The organism is Pseudomonas sp. TNT2022 ID1044 (genome assembly GCF_028656895.1).
Classification (GTDB): Bacteria; Pseudomonadota; Gammaproteobacteria; order Pseudomonadales; family Pseudomonadaceae; genus Aquipseudomonas; species Aquipseudomonas reinekei.
On the sequence record NZ_JAMDHB010000025.1, the window covers coordinates 84354 to 98191 of the forward strand.

General features: G+C 61.6%; 14 protein-coding genes. 6 read left to right on the top strand and 8 right to left on the bottom strand.

Translation table 11 applies throughout. The features are described 5' to 3' along the window. Positions 1 to 103: 103 nt before the first annotated feature. Positions 104 to 1039, top strand: coding sequence for a LysR family transcriptional regulator (locus M5G20_RS25650; protein ID WP_273921463.1), 936 nt, complete (start codon positions 104 to 106; stop codon positions 1037 to 1039). A gap of 115 nt (positions 1040 to 1154) precedes the next feature. Continuing rightward, positions 1155 to 2297: an aminotransferase class V-fold PLP-dependent enzyme gene (locus M5G20_RS25655; protein WP_273921464.1), complete on the top strand. Its 1143-nt coding sequence runs from the start codon at positions 1155 to 1157 to the stop codon at positions 2295 to 2297. Between the two features lies 1 nt (position 2298). Here the strand turns inward: M5G20_RS25655 and M5G20_RS25660 are convergent, their stop codons facing one another. The 3 genes from M5G20_RS25660 to M5G20_RS25670 form a co-directional block, all read right to left on the bottom strand. Then, complete coding sequence (locus M5G20_RS25660) at positions 2299 to 4425, bottom strand: TonB-dependent receptor family protein (protein WP_273921465.1); 2127 nt, start codon at positions 4423 to 4425, stop codon at positions 2299 to 2301. Positions 4426 to 4572: 147 nt separating this feature from the next. Beyond that, positions 4573 to 4875, bottom strand: coding sequence for a DUF1330 domain-containing protein (locus tag M5G20_RS25665; RefSeq protein ID WP_273921466.1), 303 nt, complete (start codon positions 4873 to 4875; stop codon positions 4573 to 4575). A gap of 124 nt (positions 4876 to 4999) precedes the next feature. After that, on the bottom strand, positions 5000 to 5668 hold the full coding sequence (locus M5G20_RS25670) for a type 1 glutamine amidotransferase domain-containing protein (protein ID WP_273921467.1): 669 nt from the start codon (positions 5666 to 5668) through the stop codon (positions 5000 to 5002). Between the two features lie 132 nt (positions 5669 to 5800). On the opposite strand from M5G20_RS25670, the gene M5G20_RS25675 reads away from it, so the two are divergent. Beyond that, positions 5801 to 6724 (top strand): LysR substrate-binding domain-containing protein, encoded by a 924-nt coding sequence (locus tag M5G20_RS25675; protein WP_273921468.1) that lies wholly within the window; start codon positions 5801 to 5803, stop codon positions 6722 to 6724. Positions 6725 to 6813: 89 nt separating this feature from the next. Here the strand turns inward: M5G20_RS25675 and M5G20_RS25680 are convergent, their stop codons facing one another. Together M5G20_RS25680 and M5G20_RS25685 are read right to left on the bottom strand one after the other, a co-directional pair. Continuing rightward, complete coding sequence (locus M5G20_RS25680) at positions 6814 to 7092, bottom strand: hypothetical protein (protein WP_273921469.1); 279 nt, start codon at positions 7090 to 7092, stop codon at positions 6814 to 6816. 88 nt (positions 7093 to 7180) lie between these two features. Further along, complete coding sequence (locus tag M5G20_RS25685) at positions 7181 to 7624, bottom strand: hypothetical protein (protein WP_273921470.1); 444 nt, start codon at positions 7622 to 7624, stop codon at positions 7181 to 7183. Positions 7625 to 7922: 298 nt separating this feature from the next. On the opposite strand from M5G20_RS25685, the gene M5G20_RS25690 reads away from it, so the two are divergent. Next, entirely contained in the window at positions 7923 to 8546 is a 624-nt protein-coding gene (locus M5G20_RS25690; RefSeq protein ID WP_273921471.1) for an NIPSNAP family protein, read from the top strand. Positions 8547 to 8568: 22 nt separating this feature from the next. Here M5G20_RS25690 and M5G20_RS25695 read toward each other — a convergent pair whose 3' ends face one another. From M5G20_RS25695 to M5G20_RS25705, 3 genes are all read right to left on the bottom strand, one after another. Then, positions 8569 to 9846 (bottom strand): FAD-dependent oxidoreductase, encoded by a 1278-nt coding sequence (locus M5G20_RS25695; protein ID WP_273921472.1) that lies wholly within the window; start codon positions 9844 to 9846, stop codon positions 8569 to 8571. 3 nt (positions 9847 to 9849) lie between these two features. Further along, the gene (locus M5G20_RS25700; RefSeq protein WP_273921473.1) at positions 9850 to 10800 is read right to left on the bottom strand and encodes a dihydrodipicolinate synthase family protein; all 951 of its coding nucleotides are present in this window, start codon (positions 10798 to 10800) and stop codon (positions 9850 to 9852) included. Between the two features lie 76 nt (positions 10801 to 10876). Further along, entirely contained in the window at positions 10877 to 11803 is a 927-nt protein-coding gene (locus M5G20_RS25705) for a 4-hydroxyproline epimerase (RefSeq protein WP_273921474.1), read from the bottom strand. Between the two features lie 266 nt (positions 11804 to 12069). On the opposite strand from M5G20_RS25705, the gene M5G20_RS25710 reads away from it, so the two are divergent. Together M5G20_RS25710 and ppk2 are read left to right on the top strand one after the other, a co-directional pair. Then, positions 12070 to 12843, top strand: coding sequence for an AraC family transcriptional regulator (locus tag M5G20_RS25710; protein ID WP_273921475.1), 774 nt, complete (start codon positions 12070 to 12072; stop codon positions 12841 to 12843). A gap of 136 nt (positions 12844 to 12979) precedes the next feature. Then, positions 12980 to 13798 carry a polyphosphate kinase 2 gene (gene ppk2, locus M5G20_RS25715; RefSeq protein WP_273921476.1) on the top strand — a complete coding sequence of 273 codons (819 nt, stop codon included), beginning with the start codon at positions 12980 to 12982 and terminating at the stop codon, positions 13796 to 13798. The last annotated feature ends 40 nt before the right edge of the window (positions 13799 to 13838 follow it).

Genomic DNA, 13838 nt, shown 5'->3' on the forward strand with positions numbered 1-13838 from the left:
GCTTGGATGGCGTAAGTGTCACGCAATAAAGAGATTTTGATTAGCTAATGAATGCTTAATGCGGCTATAACCCTACCTAATCAATCGTTCGAGCGTTCCCGCTATGGCCAAACCCAATTTCAATGATCTGCTGGCTTTCGTGACCGTGGCGCGGCTGGGCAGCTTTACCCGCGCGGCGGTACAACTTGGGGTGACGCAATCGGCTGTGAGCCAGGTGGTTTCCGCACTGGAAGATCGTTTGAAAATTCGCTTGCTGACTCGCACCACGCGCAGCGTGTCGCTGACGGCGGCGGGCGAGCGATTGCTGGCAGCGGTGGGTCGTCGCTTCGACGAAATCGAGGCCGAAGTGGAAGCGTTGACCGAGCTGCGGGATAAACCGGCCGGCACGGTACGCATTACCTGCGGTGACAACATCATCAAGACAACGCTGCTGCCCAAGTTGACGCCGCTGTTGCAGATGTACCCGGACATCAAGCTGGAATTCGATATCAACTATGGGTTTCGCGATATCGTCGCCGACCGCTTCGATGCCGGCGTGCGCTTCAGCGACACGGTGGCCCAGGACATGATCGCCGTGCCCATTGGCCCGCCGATACGAATGGCCGTCGTTGCTGCGCCAGGCTACTTCGCGAAAAACCCCGCCCCGCAACACCCTCGCGATCTGGCAGCGCATCGCTGTATCGATATCCGTTTTCCCACCTATGACGGCGTGGATGCATGGGAATTCGAACGCCTGGGCAAGAAGCTTAAAGTGCGTGTAGACGGCCAGCTGGTATTCAATTCCACCACCCATATCGCCGATGCTGCGGTGGGTGGGCTGGGCATCGCCTATCTGCCCGAGGACGAGTTTGCCCCGCATCTAACCGAAGGACGGCTCGTTCGGGTACTGGAGGACTGGTGTGAACCCTTCGGCGGCTTTCATCTGTATTACCCCAGCCGCCGACAACCCTCCCAGGCGTTTTCGCTGGTCGTTGATGCGTTGCGGGTTGATCGTTCGCCTCCGACCTCAACACCCGAGCGCACGGCCTCTAAAAGTTGATTTTGAAGCCCACCATCGCGTCATACCCGTGACTGTCGCCAACAAGCCATCTTGTCATTTGCCAAGGCTTCGGGCAGGGTCGATGACACGGACATCTCTGCCGAAGGAGTCAACCATGTCAAAGCTATATCCGAGTATCGATCCCGAGGGTCTGGTCGAGTACTCAGTGGTCTACACCGACCGCTCGCTCAACCACATGTCGCAGTCATTTCAAGGCGTGATGAAGAACATTTCCAGCACCCTGAAACAGGTCTACAACGCCCAGGCTGTTGCGGTGGTGCCGGGCAGTGGCACCTTCGGCATGGAAGCGGTGGCGCGTCAGTTTGCCTCCGGCCAACAATGCCTGGTGATACGCAACGGCTGGTTCAGCTATCGCTGGAGCCAGATCCTCGACATGGGCAACATCCCGGCGGCTACGACTGTGCTCAAAGCCCGACCGGTCGACACGGGTCGCCAGGCTGCGTACGCCCCAGCCCCTCTGGACGAAGTGCTGGCAGCCATTGCGGCGCACAAGCCGCAGATTGTCTTTGCGCCCCATGTTGAAACCTCATCAGGGATTATCCTGCCTGACGAGTACCTGCGGGCCGTCGGCGACGCGGTGCATGCGGTGGGGGGCCTGTTCGTGCTGGACTGCATCGCTTCAGGCACGCTGTGGGTGGATATGCAGAAATGCGCAGTCGACGTGCTGATCAGCGCACCACAGAAAGGCTGGAGCGCCTCACCTTGCTGCGCCCTGGTGATGCTCAGTTCGTTGGCCCTCCAGCGCATCGAACAGACGCAGAGCAGCAGCTTCGCCTGCGACCTGAAAAAGTGGCTGCAGATCATGCAGGCCTACGAACAGGGCGGGCATGCCTACCACGCGACCATGCCCAGCGATTCCCTCGCGCGATTTAACGAAGTGATGAAAGAGACGCAAGCCTACGGTTTCGACAAGGTCCGCGCCGAGCAGCAGGCACTGGGCGATCGGGTGCGCGCCATGTTGACCGGCAAAGGCATCAAAAGCGTGGCCGCAGCCGGTTTTCAGGCCCCTGGCGTCGTGGTGAGCTACACCGATGATGCCGACATCAAGAACGGCAAGAAATTTGCCAGCCACGGCCTGCAGATCGCCGCCGGAGTGCCGTTGCAATGCGACGAGCCGGCCGACTTCCAGACGTTCCGCATCGGTCTGTTCGGACTCGAAAAGCTGCACAACATCGAGCGTACGGTCAGCACCCTCGAGCAGGCACTGGACGAGGTGATGGGGGGCGACTCGCACTGACTCAAAGCAGGCTCCACGACACCCCGAGGTACATCGCCATGCCTTCACCGGGCGTGGATCGCGCCGCGTCGAGCCCTTTGTCGTCGTAGCCCGGGGTGACGGTGGCGGCGTAGTGCTTGTCTGTCAGGTTGCGCATGTCCAGCCACGTCTGCCAGTCGCCCTTGGGCGCGTTGTAACCCAGCGTCGCACCGAATATCGCGTAGGGATCGGCGTAGTAGCTGTTGGCGTAGTCGACTGCAACCTTCGATACCCACTGCGTGTTGAACGCCGCGAAGAAACCCTGTGGCCAGTCGTAGCGCAGTTCGCCCTGGTAGTAGTGCATCGGCAGGCCCGGCAGGCGGTTGTCGCCGAAGCGCTCGTCGTCGCGGTAATGGAAATCACTGAAGGTGTAGCTCTGGCGCAGGCTCAATTGGCCACCGCGGTCCGGCGACCACAGGGTGCTCAACAGGCTGGCTTCCACACCCTGATGCACGGTCGGGCTGGCGTTGAGTTCGTAGGGCGTGGTGGCGTTGGCATCCGGCAACACCGAGAGCAATTCGTTGTGCACTTGGGCGTAATACCAGGCCAGGCTCCATTGGCCCATTGCGCTGTCGCCGCGACCGCCGAGCTCCAGGGTGGTCGCGGTCTGGTTTTTCAGTTCGATCGGATCGCGCTGGGCACCCGTGGCCGGGCCAGTGTCTGCGGGGAATCGCACGTTGGAGCTGTAGATCAGCGACCAGGGGTGCGGCGCTTCCACCGAGCGGCTGAGGTTGCCGAACAGCTGCAAGTCGGGCGTCAGTTGATAGCGCAGCCCCACGCGCGGGGCGTAGTCCCAATCGCTCAGGCTGGTCTTGCCGCCCGTTTCGGGGTAGGTCACCGCGCTTTCTCGGCGGGTATAGAGGGCGGCGAGGCCGGTGGTCAGCCACAGGTCGTCGGCGATCTCCAGATCATTGCCCACGTGCAGCACGGTGTCCGAACCCTGATAGGTGAAGTCGCGAATGTGCGTGCCCGGCGCGTAACCGGCGGTGTTGCCGGTGGGAATGCGCACCTGCTCGCTGGCGCCGGCGTTGGGCAGGTGCTTGGTCACGCGCAGGCCCGTTGTGCTTTGGCTTTGCAGGCCCCAGAGGGTATCGCGACGCTTGTAATCGAACGTGCCGCTGACATCGGTGTACGCGACCTTCAAGCGGTTCGGACCTTCGCGTAAATCCATCGGGTAGTCGTGGTAGACAAGGCCGGTCTGGATGCTCGAATCGTCATCGATGTAGTAGGTGGTCTTGTTGCCGATAAACGTGCTGCCGGGCTGCTCACGGCGGTCATCGCGCGACACGTAGGCGGGGTTGGCTGCCCGTGGATCGTGTTCGATGGAGTCCTTGGTTACCCGACCGGCGAGGTCGTTATCGGTCTGGCGGTAGCGCAGGTAGAAGCGGGTTTCCAGGTTCGGGTTGAAGCGATAACCGAAGTTGGCAATCACCCCCTGGCTGTCGCTGGCGGTGTGGTCCTGATAGCCATCGGCATTTGCATCGGTCATCGACACGTAGTAATCGAAGTCGCCCAGGACTTGCCCGGAGCTGACCTGGCGTTGCTGATAGCCATGGCTGCCGGTCGCGTAGCGCACTTGCAATTTCGGTGCGTCGTAGCCGGTGTGGCTGATGTAATCGATGGCGCCACCCAGCGCCAGTGCGCCCCTGTCGAAACCGTTGGCTCCGCGCAGTACTTCCACATGATCGAGCCACAAGGGTTCCAGCAACTCATAGGGCGTGCCGCCGGGGCCGGTCAGCGGCAGACCGTCGAGCATGGCGTACAACCCCGAGGCGTGGGCGCCGGGAGCACGGTTGATCCCCGAGCCGCGGATCGAAATCTTCACCCCTTCGTTGCCCGCCGACTGCGCATAAATCCCCGGTTGGTAAGCCAGCACATCCTGATTGCTGGCCACGCGGCCCTGCAGAGGCCGGCGCATGTCGACCACGTTGCTACCGCCAGGCACTTGCGCAAGCCGCGCCGTGGCCTGTTCGATCGACAGATCTTCGCCACTTTGATCCTCAGCCCCGATCAACACTTGCCCCAGCTCAATCCCCTGGGCCTCGACCACGGTCGGGCAAACGAGGGCCAGCCCCAGTAGCGCAGCAGGGAAGGATTTGGGCGAGGGCATCGAACGAACTCCAGACATTTAGACACGGGCAGTGAACACTGCGACGTAAGAATGAACGAAGGGAGCACATGGCAAATTTGCTTTTTTCGTTGAACCAGAACGGGTTGGGGCGGGCAAGCCAGTCTTGTCACCGACCATCGTCTTCAGTCATGCCGGTACAACGTCGCTGCCTTCAACCAACAGCATGCGGTATTCGGCGCCCTTCAGACGATGCAAACGCGCCGCTTGATAGGCCGGGCTTGCATACCACGCGCGTGCTGCGGCCATGTCGGGGAAACGCAGGATCGCAACGCCTTCCGCCGAGGGACCTTCGAGCACTTCGAGCTGACCGTAGAAGGCAACGCGGGTGATGTCGTGGCCCGCACGGGCGGCGGGGGCTTTCTGCGCATACGCCTGCATTTGCGCGGCGTCTTTGGTTTCTTCGCGGATGAAAATGACGTAGGCGGACATGGTTAATTCCTCAGTGAAATCATGAACAGTGCAAAGCGGGTTTCAGTGGGTGACTGCGACAGGCCGCAAGTTGCGGATGCGAGCCCTGCCGCAGAGATCCGGCAAGGCTCGCGTCAGGGCATGCTCAGCGCAACGCTTCAACGATGGCTTTTGCCAACAGGGCGCTGGAGGCGGGGTTTTGCCCGGTCAGCAAGCGCCCGTCGACCACGACTTTTTCCTGCCACGCCGCGGCCGACGAATACTCGGCACCTTCGGCACGCAACGCGTCTTCCAGATTGAACGGCACGTCTGCCTGTGCGTAGCCGGCTTCTTCTTCGTTGGAGAACGAGGTCAGCTTGCGGCCGCGAATCAGCGGAGTGCCGTCCTCCAGTTTCGCGCCGAGGAAGGCCGCCGGGCCATGGCAGACGGCCGCGACAATTTTGCCGCCGTTCCAGGCCCTCTCCACCGCACGCTTGACGTCAGGATCGTTGGCGATATCCACCATCGGGCCCAGGCCGCCAGGGAAGAAGATCGCGTCGTAGTCCAGGACATCCACTTGCGACAGCTTGCGGCTGTTGGCCATGCGCCGGATCGCCGCGCTGTTGCGGAATGCCCGTTGCGCCGGATCGCTTTCGTCGTAACCGTCTTCCGGCGGCGTGCCGCCCAGTGGCGACGCGTATTCCACCGCCACGCCTGCTTCGGCGAACACCTCATAAGGGTGAGCGACCTCAGGGAAGAAGTACCCGGTGCGACGCTGGTTCGGGCCGATTTCGGCGGTGTTGGTCAGGATGAACAGGACGTGTTTGATGCTCATGATGAATTCCTCGAGTTGAACAGGCTGCAATGGATTTGGCGGATCCCTTTGGATGGGCTAACTTTGCCCCACGCCCAGATATTCGAGAAATTTACTTATCTGATTTTAGATATTCACAGAGCGTTATGAGTCATGCGATACGATCTCAATCTTCTGCCGGTGTTCATGGCGCTGATGGAGGAGCGCAGTGTTACCCGCGCTGCCGTCCGCCTCGGCATTACCCAGCCTGCGTTGTCGAACGCACTGAATCGGCTGCGGGACACACTGCGCGATCCTCTGTTCATCCGTGAGCGCTATGGCATCAAACCCACGCAGTTCGCTGAAGAGATCGCCCCGGTGATCCTGGAAACCCTGGCCAGGCTCGATGAAGTGATCATCGGCCGACAGCATTTCGATCCCGCCACGTCCACCCGGCAGTTCAACATCGCGCCGAACAGCTTTGTCGAGATTGTTCTGATGCCGCGCATCATTGCCAAACTTCGGCAGCAGGCGCCCGGGGTCAAAGTGTCCCTGACGCCCTACGGCAATGATCTGACGGAGACGGGGGTGATCTCGGGAACGACCGACATGGCGCTGGGGCGCATCATCGATCCGCCGGACAATTTGATCGTTCAGCATTTGATGGACGATGGCCTGGCCTGCGTCGTGCGCGCCGACCATCCCGATATCGCCGACAGCCTGTCGCGCGAGCAATACGAGCAGTTGCGGCATGTCAACGTGCTGCCGCCGGGACGGATGCGCGTCGGCCTTTTCCAGGCACTTGAGCGACAGGGATTGCGGCGTGATCTGGCGATTTCCGTGACGCATTTCCTCGCGGTGCCGGAAATCATCGCGGTGACCGATTACTGCGCGACGCTGCCTCGACTGATTTGCCGGCAGATCGCCAAAGACCCGCGGCTCAAAATCGTGCCGTCGCCTGTCGACCTCGGCAGCTTTCCCGTCGAGATCGCCTGGCATGTGCGTTATCGGCAAGACCCGGCGCACCAGTGGTTGCGCCAGCTATTGGTGGAAACTGCGTCTGAGCTGACAGGGGAAACCACTGAGCCCGGTGAGTGACGGGGCTGGCACGGGTAAAATTGTTGGCTGCGCGGTGCTCCGGGGGAACACCGCTTTGTGAGGAGAAGCGGTGTCGGCAGACCTCGCTGTTACTGCTTTGGCTCTTTGACTTCGTCTGGTGAGCCGCTCGACGTCGCGGCATCTTTTTCGGCGGCGCTTGTGTCGGCCCCGGAGTTGGAGCCCGATGCCTCTTCGCCCTTTTTGTCGGCCTTGTCCGCGTTGGATTCAGCGCCTTGGGCATGGTTGACGCCCGGCAGGGCAGCAGGAGGAACAGCGGAGCCGGAGCTGGTTTTGTCAGCGGCGAAGGCGAAAAGCGAGCCGGTCGACATCAGGCTCGCAAGCAGGAACACAGCGGCTTTACGATTCATGATTCGAGTCTTCTATAGGGGGGATGTACAACGTTGGAATAGCGGGAGACGGGAAGGTGCTGAGCGGCTGACCAGCGGTTATCAGCGACTAGTTACAGGCGTCGGCGACCGCTTTCTCGGCCCGATTGAGTTCCTGTTTGATGTCGGTGGTGATGCGCTGTTTTTTCAGTTCTTGACCCAGGAACGGTTGGTCGCCTTTGGATTTTACTTCCGCATCTTCGGCAACGATCTGCGCTTCGATGACGGCCGAATGTTCGTCGATCACCGCATTGACCTCTGCTTCATTGCGGGCGGTATCCAGCGCTTGAACCAGTTTGCCGGCCTCGGCTTTTTCAGCCTCGGCATAGCCTTCGACCGACAGACCGGCGGTCATGGCCCGCGCCTGGGTTTTCAGGTCTTTGAGATGCTCCTGGTTTGCCAGGCACACCGCTGCCTGGCGCTGGTTTTCGACGTGCTCCCAGCGATTCAGCCCATAGATTCCGGCGCCCACAACGATGAGGGTCAGGGCGGCACCCAGCACTTTGCTTTTCATCTCTCACCCCGCGTGTGCGCCGCGAAACAGTCTTTCGCCATCATTGGCTGACTCCATTCAAGGATAAAAAAGCGTAGCAGACCCCGTATCCAGTTTGCTCGATACATGCTTTACCGGCTGGACGTGCGACGAGAGGAGGGCGCCTCACTCTGCACCCTCCTTTTGATAAGGGTATTACCTAGCGTACTGCGGCAAATCCCGTGATCAAGGGGGGTTGCCTCAATATCCCGGATCCGGGCGCTGACATAGGCTGGCGCAATGGGAAGCCGTCGATGGCTGACAATTGCCGGAGTGGGTTATGCGTTTTTTTGAATTGATCACTTTTACGGTGCGCGTACGCACGGTGGCGGACGCGCTGGCGCGTATCGAGTTAGCGTTGGCACAGCCAGAGGTGGGCGGCACGCTGATGGGGTGCTGGGCTTCGGAGCTGGGCAAGCTGAACCAGATCGCCGTGCTGCGCGGTTATGCCGACGAAAACCTCAGGCAAACGGAGCGCGAGCGGTTTCTGCTGGCGGGCGACGTGTTTGGCATCGGTGCGTACATCACCGATTTGCGCATTGAAAACTACAGCCTGTTTCCCTTCCTTGAGCCCCTGAGTGCCGGTCAGCACGGCCCGTTCTACGAGCTGCGAGTGTACGACCTGATCAGCAGCGGCCTGCAACCGACCCTCGACGGTTGGCGCAAAGCCATCGAAGCACGCACCGCCGAACCGTATTCACCGGTGTATGCGGCCTTTTACGCCACCGACGGCTCGCTGCCGCGCTACTTGCACATCTGGCCCTGGACGACCCTTGAACAGCGCCTGCAAGTGCGCACCCAAGCCGTCGCCGACGGCGTCTGGCCACCGGAAAACTCCGGCCCGCAACTGCAGGACATGTGCTCGACGATTTATCTGCCGGCGAAGTTTTCGCCGTTGCAGTGAAGCGGCGTTCTCCGGCGTTGGCTCAAAATCGATCCAGCCTGTAAGCCGCAATCGTCGGTAATCCATGGCGCTGGAAAATGCTCGCCGGTGAGGCCAATTGGGCGATCAGTTCCGCGGTGACCGCCGCCTGCGTCAACCCCAGATGCTGGTGCCCGAAGGCGAGCAGTACCTTGCCGTCGCACGCGCTGTCGATGATCGGCAGCGAGTCCGGCAGGGACGGGCGAAACCCCATCCACGGCGTCGCCGCGTCAGCGTTGAGGTCACGACGGAACAGGCCTTTGCTCAGACGGTGCAACTGCCATGCACGCGCCATGTTCGGCGGGCTGTCGAGGCCGGCGAACTCGACGGTTCCCGCCAGCCGCAGCCCGTCTGTCATCGGCGTCATGATGAACTTGCGCTCCAGCGAGGTGACGGCGAACGGCAACCGCTCACGCTCGTGGGGCAGCATCAGGTGATAACCGCGCTCGGTGTCCAGCGGCACTTTTTTACCGGTCAGCGCCTGTGTGAGCTGCGCTGAATGAGCGCCGCAGGCGATCAGGACCCGGTGGCTGCTCAGCTCTCCCTGATCGGTGATCAGCGACACCCCCCCTGCAGCCAGATGTCCGCCCTGCACCCGGCGCTTGAGAAATTGCACACCACTGGCTTTAGCTGCGTGGACCAGTTCGCAGACCACGCGATAAGGGTCGAGGAAATGCCCCGTGCGCTCAAAGAACAATCCACCCTGAAGGTGTTCGCTCAGTTGCGGTGCGGCATCGCGCACGGCGTCGGCCTGCCAGCGCTCGACCGGCACCTGTTGCTGGCGCATGCGCGCCTGTAGCGCTTCAATCGCCGGTTGTGAGTCGGTGCGCTCGAACACCAGCAACGAACCGTCTTCCTTGAGCAGGTCGGGACGGACGATCGTCTGCAACAGCCGTTGCCACGCGCCGAGGCTGCTTTCATTGAGCGCGCGTATGCCGGCCACCGTGCGCTGGAATGGCGCCGGACGCAGGTTCAACAGTAGCCGGGCAAACCACGGCAGGGCGCGCGGCGTGTATTTCCAGTCCAGGCGCAACGGCCCCATCGGGTCCATCAGCATGGCAGGCAAGCGTTTCAGGATCGACAAGTCAGCGATGGGAAACACCTGCTCGGTTGCCAGATGCCCGGCATTGCCGAACGAGGCGCCATGACCGGGCTCCTGCTGGTCGACGACCGTCACCCGCAGCCCCTGACGCGCCAGTTGCAGCGCGCAGGCGACGCCGATGATTCCCGCGCCGATGACGGTGATGTCGTGGCGATTGTTGGCAGTGGAATCGTTGGGCATGTCCTAGGCCTCGACGTTCTGCTCGGCCGACCAGTGCTCGTACCACTGGCGGAACAATGCGTACTGGATCTCGGCGTAACGACGCTGGGCATCGCTGAGGACGTCAGTTTGGTTGAAGTGCAGGGCGTATTCCTTGTCGCCGTTGAGCACCATCAGGTGTTTGTAATAGAGCACCAGGTCGCAGCCTTCGTCGAAGGACGACAGCACCGCCAGGGCCGCTTCCAGTTCCCGGGCCTGACGGCGGGCCTTGGCGTCGCCTTTGGCGGCTTGTTTGCTCAGGGCCACCAGTTGCAGCACCTCGCGCGGCAGCGCATTGCCGATACCGGTAATTGCGCCGGTGGCGTTGCAGTTGACGAAGCCGTGCACCACTTGGGTGTCGACACCGACCATCAAGGTCACGTCGTCGTCCTGGGAGGTGATGTGTTCAGCGGCGTAGCGCAGGTCGGCGGCACCCCCGAATTCCTTGAAGCCAATCAGGTTCGGGTATTCGCGACGCAGTTCGAAGAACAGGTCCGCACGGGTCGCGAAGCCGTAGTAAGGGCTGTTGTAGATCACGGCCGGCAACCCCGGGGCCGCCTTGAGAATTGCCGCAAAGTGCGCTTTTTGCGCGGTTGCCGACGCGCCACGGGACAGCACGCGCGGAATGACCATCAGGCCATGGGCGCCGACTTTGGCGGCGTGAGCCGCGTGGGACACTGCTTCGCGGCTGTTGACCGCCCCGGTGCCGACGATGGTCGGGATGCCGGCGGCCACCAGTCGTGCCACGCCTTCCTGACGCTCGGCTTCGGTCAGCAACGGCCAGTCACCCATGGAACCGCAGTACACGACGGCGCTCATGCCGATGTCGATCAGCTCGCGACCCTTGGCCACCAGTGCGTCGAAGTCCGGTTTGCGCTCAGCAGTGCAGGGGGTCATCAGTGCAGGCATGCAGCCAGTGAAAATGTTGTCGCTCATTGTTGTATCTCCTTGAAGCGTTCATTCAGATCTGTTGAGGGTGCAGGCGCCGCGAGGACGGCATCCGGCGCGGGGCTCAAATGCCCCACGCAAAGGGATCCTGTTCGTCGATCAGCAGCGTGGCGTCAGCGGTCATGTAGGCGCGGCCGGTGATGGATGGGCGCACGCGTTCGCCTTCCCATGCATAGCTGCCGACAAACCGGCTGCCGGTGATGCTGGCCTGGACCCAGCGCTCACCGGCGGCGAGTTTTCCATCGGCCGCCAGGCAGGCGAGTTTGGCGCTGGTGCCGGTGCCGCAGGGCGAACGGTCGTAGGCTTTGCCCGGGCACATGACGAAGTTGCGGCTGTCGGCCTGATCGTCGTCGGCGAACAGTTCGACATGGTCGATCAGCGCGCCGTCTTCGCCATGGATGCCTTGCGCTTCGAGCGCCTTGAGCATCGCCCAGGTGTATTCGGCCAGGGCTTCGACGTTGTCCATCTGCAACGTTTTGCCGTGGTCGGACACCAGGAAAAACCAGTTGCCGCCCCAGGCGATATCACCAACGACACGGCCATGGCCAGGCACGTCCACGGGCACCTGCTGGCGGAAGCGGTAAGCCGGGACGTTGCGCAGCGTGACGTTGCCGTCCGCATGCAACGTGGCGTTGACCGGGCCGACCGGCGTATCGATCTTGTGCTCGCCAGGGCCGATCAGCCCCAGGTGCTGCAATGAGTTGACCAGGCCAATGGTGCCGTGGCCGCACATGCCAAGGTAGCCGGTGTTGTTAAAGAAAATCACACCGCACGCGGCATCCGGGGAAACCGGTTCGCAGTACAGCGCACCGACCAGCACGTCGTTGCCACGGGGTTCCAGCAGGCACGCGCGCCGCCATTGGTCATGCTGGTCGCGCAAGGCATCGCGCTTCTCGGCCATGGTGCTGCCCGCCAACTGCGGAAAGCCTTTGATCACCAGGCGAGTGGGTTCGCCGCCGGTGTGGGAATCGACGATGTGTACCTGTTTCATATACCGTCCAATGAGAGGGGCATCGGGTGACCGGATCAGCGCCCTGGCAGTAATAGCCCTTGGCGCAAGCGGCAACGTGTTCTGCACTGCGCGGATACAGATTGAACTCGCCGAGGCCGGCGCGATTGATGGTTTGTGCAAGTCGCGATGACGAAATCGGCACAATGCCCGGGGCTGGTCCGTGGCGCGGATCTCGTCTCGACAGCGCTCCGGCCTTGGGGCAAGCTGCCGGACTCTCGTCGATCCGAACCGTGGGAGAGCGACTCATGACGCAGAATGCCTTTGCGATCCTGTGCCAGGCCAACGAGCAGCATCGCCCTGAAACCCTGGAGCAATTGCTGGCAGGCGTGGCGCTTGTGCTACCGATGCTGGACGTCATCCCCAACGCCGCGATCTTCATCAAGGATGTTCAGGCACGTTACGTCATGGCCAATCAAACGCTGGTGCAGCGCTGCGGCCTCAAGCAGTTGCAACCGTTGCTGGGCAGAACCAGCGCCGAGGTTTTTCCCGAGCAATTGGGGCCTGGCTATACCGAACAGGATCGACGGGTGCTGGAGCAGGGTTTTGTCCTGGAAGACCAGCTGGAGCTGCATCTGTATGGCAGTCGCGAGCCCGGTTGGTGCCTCACGCACAAACGGCCGCTGTACAACCGCAAGGGTGAAATCATGGGCCTGGTGGGCATTTCGGTTGATCTGCAATCGGCCAGCGACACCCATCCGGCGTACCAGCGCCTGGCAGCGGTGGACGAACACATCCGCACCCATTTTCACCGTCGCGTCAGCCTCGGTGAGCTGACGCGTATCGCCGGCATTTCGGTGGCGCAGCTGGAACGGTACTGCAAGCGCGTGTTTCACCTGACGCCGCGCCAGATGATCCAGAAAGTGCGCCTGGAACACGCGCATCGTCTGCTCCACAGCGATATGCCGATCACCGATGTCGCGTTGCAGTGCGGCTACACCGACCACAGTGCTTTCACCCGCCAGTTCAAGGCGCTGACCGGTTTTACCCCGCGCCAATATCGTCAGGCAACGGGCGGGTGAAGAGGCCGGGATTTCTCTCCTGACTTGCCATGTCGAGCGTTCGACCTTGGACTAGACTCACGCGGTTAGTGTGCGAGTCGAGTCTGCAGCAGCGGGCTGCTTAACGACAGTCACCGGCATTTTTGAGGTCTTGGTCATGGCAAAGGATAAGAAAAAAGCGGCTAAGGGTTCCACAGAAGCCCTGAAGTTGAAGAACAAGGACTATCTGGAACAGCTGCGCCGGTTGCATGTCGAGATGGTCAAGCTTCAGGAGTGGGTAAAAGAACACGGCATCAAGGTCTGCATCGTGTTCGAAGGGCGCGACGGCGCGGGCAAGGGCGGGACGATCAAGGCCATCACCGAACGGGTAAGCCCCCGGGTCTTTCGCGTGGTGGCGTTGCCTGCGCCGACCGAGCGTGAAAAAAGCCAAATGTATGTCCAGCGTTATTTGCCACACCTGCCGGCGGCGGGCGAAGTGGTGATCTTCGATCGCAGTTGGTACAACCGCGCGGGCGTCGAGCGCGTGATGAACTTCTGCACGCAAGAGCAGGTGGACACCTTCCTCAAGTCAGTCCCTCATGTGGAGCGCGCCATCGTCGACTCCGGCGTCATCCTGCTCAAGTATTGGCTCGAAGTCAGCCCCGAAGAACAGACCCGCCGCCTCGAAGCGCGAATCAAGGACGGGCGCAAAATCTGGAAACTGACGCCCATGGACCTCAAGTCATATAGCCGCTGGTTTGACTACTCGCGAGCCCGTGACGACATGTTCGCAGCGACCGACTCCGATCACGCGCCGTGGCTCGTGGCCAACTCCAACGACAAGCGTCGTGCGCGGCTCAACATCATCAGCGATTTGCTCAGTCGCATCCCCTACAAGGACGTGCCCCGCGACAAGGTGGCGCTGCCCAAACGGCAGAAGCCCGGCGGCTATCGGGAACCCGATTACCCGCTCAAGCGCATCCCCGAGAAATTCTGACCGTTACCGTCAGCGAACCTGCGACTCACAGAAAGGGGCC

Bases quoted from the DNA above. Each gene is read 5' to 3' on its own strand.
- M5G20_RS25695 (WP_273921472.1), bottom strand. From the start codon at position 9,846: ATGCCCAACGATTCCACTGCCAACAATCGCCACGACATCACCGTCATC.
- M5G20_RS25685 (WP_273921470.1), bottom strand. From the start codon at position 7,624: ATGAAAAGCAAAGTGCTGGGTGCCGCCCTGACCCTCATCGTTGTGGGC.
- M5G20_RS25705 (WP_273921474.1), bottom strand. From the start codon at position 11,803: ATGAAACAGGTACACATCGTCGATTCCCACACCGGCGGCGAACCCACT.
- M5G20_RS25675 (WP_273921468.1), top strand. From the start codon at position 5,801: ATGCGATACGATCTCAATCTTCTGCCGGTGTTCATGGCGCTGATGGAG.
- ppk2 (WP_273921476.1), top strand. From the start codon at position 12,980: ATGGCAAAGGATAAGAAAAAAGCGGCTAAGGGTTCCACAGAAGCCCTG.
- M5G20_RS25660 (WP_273921465.1), bottom strand. From the start codon at position 4,425: ATGCCCTCGCCCAAATCCTTCCCTGCTGCGCTACTGGGGCTGGCCCTC.
- M5G20_RS25710 (WP_273921475.1), top strand. From the start codon at position 12,070: ATGACGCAGAATGCCTTTGCGATCCTGTGCCAGGCCAACGAGCAGCAT.
- M5G20_RS25655 (WP_273921464.1), top strand. From the start codon at position 1,155: ATGTCAAAGCTATATCCGAGTATCGATCCCGAGGGTCTGGTCGAGTAC.
- M5G20_RS25690 (WP_273921471.1), top strand. From the start codon at position 7,923: ATGCGTTTTTTTGAATTGATCACTTTTACGGTGCGCGTACGCACGGTG.
- M5G20_RS25665 (WP_273921466.1), bottom strand. From the start codon at position 4,875: ATGTCCGCCTACGTCATTTTCATCCGCGAAGAAACCAAAGACGCCGCG.
- M5G20_RS25650 (WP_273921463.1), top strand. From the start codon at position 104: ATGGCCAAACCCAATTTCAATGATCTGCTGGCTTTCGTGACCGTGGCG.
- M5G20_RS25670 (WP_273921467.1), bottom strand. From the start codon at position 5,668: ATGAGCATCAAACACGTCCTGTTCATCCTGACCAACACCGCCGAAATC.
- M5G20_RS25680 (WP_273921469.1), bottom strand. From the start codon at position 7,092: ATGAATCGTAAAGCCGCTGTGTTCCTGCTTGCGAGCCTGATGTCGACC.
- M5G20_RS25700 (WP_273921473.1), bottom strand. From the start codon at position 10,800: ATGAGCGACAACATTTTCACTGGCTGCATGCCTGCACTGATGACCCCC.